Genomic DNA, 1,951 nt, shown 5'->3' on the forward strand with positions numbered 1-1,951 from the left:
CGGGCCGCGGCGGGCGGTTCGTCGGGCCGCCGGCGCCTCCTGCCGGTACGACCCATCGTTATTGGAATCGGTACCGGACGATTATAGCGCCGGCCCCGTGCCACCCGACCGGATCGTCCCCAAATGACGCTAAAATAAGCGTCTTTCCGGTTCAACGCTGCACACCACCCGCAGCACATCACCGCTTCCAGGAGAATCCTATGTCAATGGCCGACCGCGACGGCAAGATCTGGATGGACGGCAAGCTGATCGACTGGCGCGACGCCAAGATCCACGTCCTGACCCACACGCTGCACTACGGCATGGGCGTCTTCGAGGGCGTGCGCGCGTACAAGACGGCCGACGGCGGCACCGCGATCTTCCGCCTGCGCGAGCACACCAGACGTCTGCTGAATTCGGCGAAGATCTTCCAGATGGACGTGCCGTTCGACCGTGAAACGCTCGAAGCCGCGCAACTCGCGGTCGTGCGCGAGAACCACCTCGAGTCGTGCTACCTGCGCCCGATCATCTGGGTCGGCTCGGAAAAGCTCGGCGTGGCCGCGAAGGGCAATACCATCCATGTCGCGATCGCCGCGTGGCCGTGGGGCGCGTACCTCGGCGAGGACGGCCTCGCGAAGGGCATCCGCGTGAAGACGTCGTCGTTCACGCGCCACCACGTGAACGTGTCGATGGTGCGGGCGAAGGCGTCGGGCTGGTACGTGAACTCGATCCTCGCGAACCAGGAAGCGACGGCCGACGGCTACGACGAAGCGCTGCTGCTCGACGTCGACGGCTACGTGTCCGAAGGCTCCGGCGAGAATTTCTTCCTCGTGAACAACGGCAAGCTGTACACGCCCGACCTGTCGTCGTGCCTCGACGGCATCACGCGCGACACGGTCATCACGCTCGCGAAGGACGCCGGCATCGACGTCATCGAGAAGCGCATCACGCGCGACGAGGTCTACACGGCCGACGAAGCGTTCTTCACCGGCACGGCCGCCGAGGTCACGCCGATCCGCGAACTCGACAACCGCACGATCGGCAGCGGCGCGCGCGGCCCCGTCACGGAAAAGCTCCAGTCGGCGTTTTTCGATATCGTGTCGGGCAAGAACGCGAAGTACGCGCACTGGCTGACGAAGGTCTGAGCGCGCCGCGCCACCGACCGCCCCACACAAGAGTGATAAGAGAAAGTCTCATGAGCGAAATCAAGGAAATGCCGCTGGTCGAGCTGACGGCCAAGGATCTTCCCGCCTACTGCCCGAACCCGGCCATGACGCGCTGGAATGCGCACCCGCGCGTCTTCATCGACGTATCGCACGGCGAGGCGCGCTGCCCGTACTGCGGCACGCGCTACAAGCTGCGCGACGGCGAGGTCGTCAAGGGCCACTGAGCCCCGGTGGCCGGGCCCGTGGGCCCGCCGACCCGCAAGGCGGCGCAGCCGGAAATCCGGCGCGCCGCCCTTCCCCATTCTGGCAACCCGAACGCGGCGCCCGTGCGCCGTGCTTCATTACGACATCGGAAGTCGACCTGATGCGTCGAGCGCTGGTTATCGCACCGAACTGGATCGGTGACGCATTGATGGCGCAGCCGCTTTTTGCGCTGCTGAAAAAGCTCCATCCCCGCATCGCGATCGATGCCGTCGCACCCTCCTGGGTCGCGCCCGTGCTCGAGCGGATGCCCGAGATCCACGATGTCTACGCGACCGATCTCGCGCACGGCAAGCTGCAGCTGCTGCGCCGCTGGCAGCTCGCGAGCGACCTGCGCGACGTCGGCTACGACGCGGCGTACGTGCTGCCGAATTCGCTGAAATCCGCGGTGATCCCGTGGCTCGCGAACATCCCGCTGCGGATCGGCTATACGGGCGAGCACCGCTACGGGCTGTTGAACGTGCGGCACGCGAACCCGACCAAGTCGGGCGAGCGGCCGCCGATGACGACCCACTACGCGGCGCTCGCGTACGCGCCGGGCGCGA

3 protein-coding genes are annotated in these 1,951 nt (G+C 66.4%); all 3 read left to right on the forward strand.

Translation table 11 applies throughout. The annotated features are described in order from the left end of the window. Positions 1–200: 200 nt before the first annotated feature. Complete coding sequence (locus tag A9Z05_RS03225; RefSeq protein ID WP_069616850.1) at positions 201–1,124, forward strand: branched-chain amino acid transaminase; 924 nt, start codon at positions 201–203, stop codon at positions 1,122–1,124. A gap of 50 nt (positions 1,125–1,174) precedes the next feature. Continuing rightward, a complete protein-coding gene (locus tag A9Z05_RS03230) occupies positions 1,175–1,369 on the forward strand; it encodes a zinc-finger domain-containing protein (protein ID WP_006482499.1) in 195 nt (64 codons plus the stop codon). 140 nt (positions 1,370–1,509) lie between these two features. Beyond that, positions 1,510–1,951: lipopolysaccharide heptosyltransferase II (gene waaF, locus A9Z05_RS37465; RefSeq protein ID WP_256121829.1), on the forward strand; the 442-nt coding region annotated here is incomplete at its 3' end.

This window comes from Burkholderia sp. A2 (genome assembly GCF_001729305.1).
Taxonomy (GTDB): Bacteria; Pseudomonadota; Gammaproteobacteria; order Burkholderiales; family Burkholderiaceae; genus Burkholderia; species Burkholderia sola.

Bases quoted from the DNA above. Each gene is read 5' to 3' on its own strand.
- A9Z05_RS03230 (WP_006482499.1), top strand. From the start codon at position 1,175: ATGAGCGAAATCAAGGAAATGCCGCTGGTCGAGCTGACGGCCAAGGAT.
- A9Z05_RS03225 (WP_069616850.1), top strand. From the start codon at position 201: ATGTCAATGGCCGACCGCGACGGCAAGATCTGGATGGACGGCAAGCTG.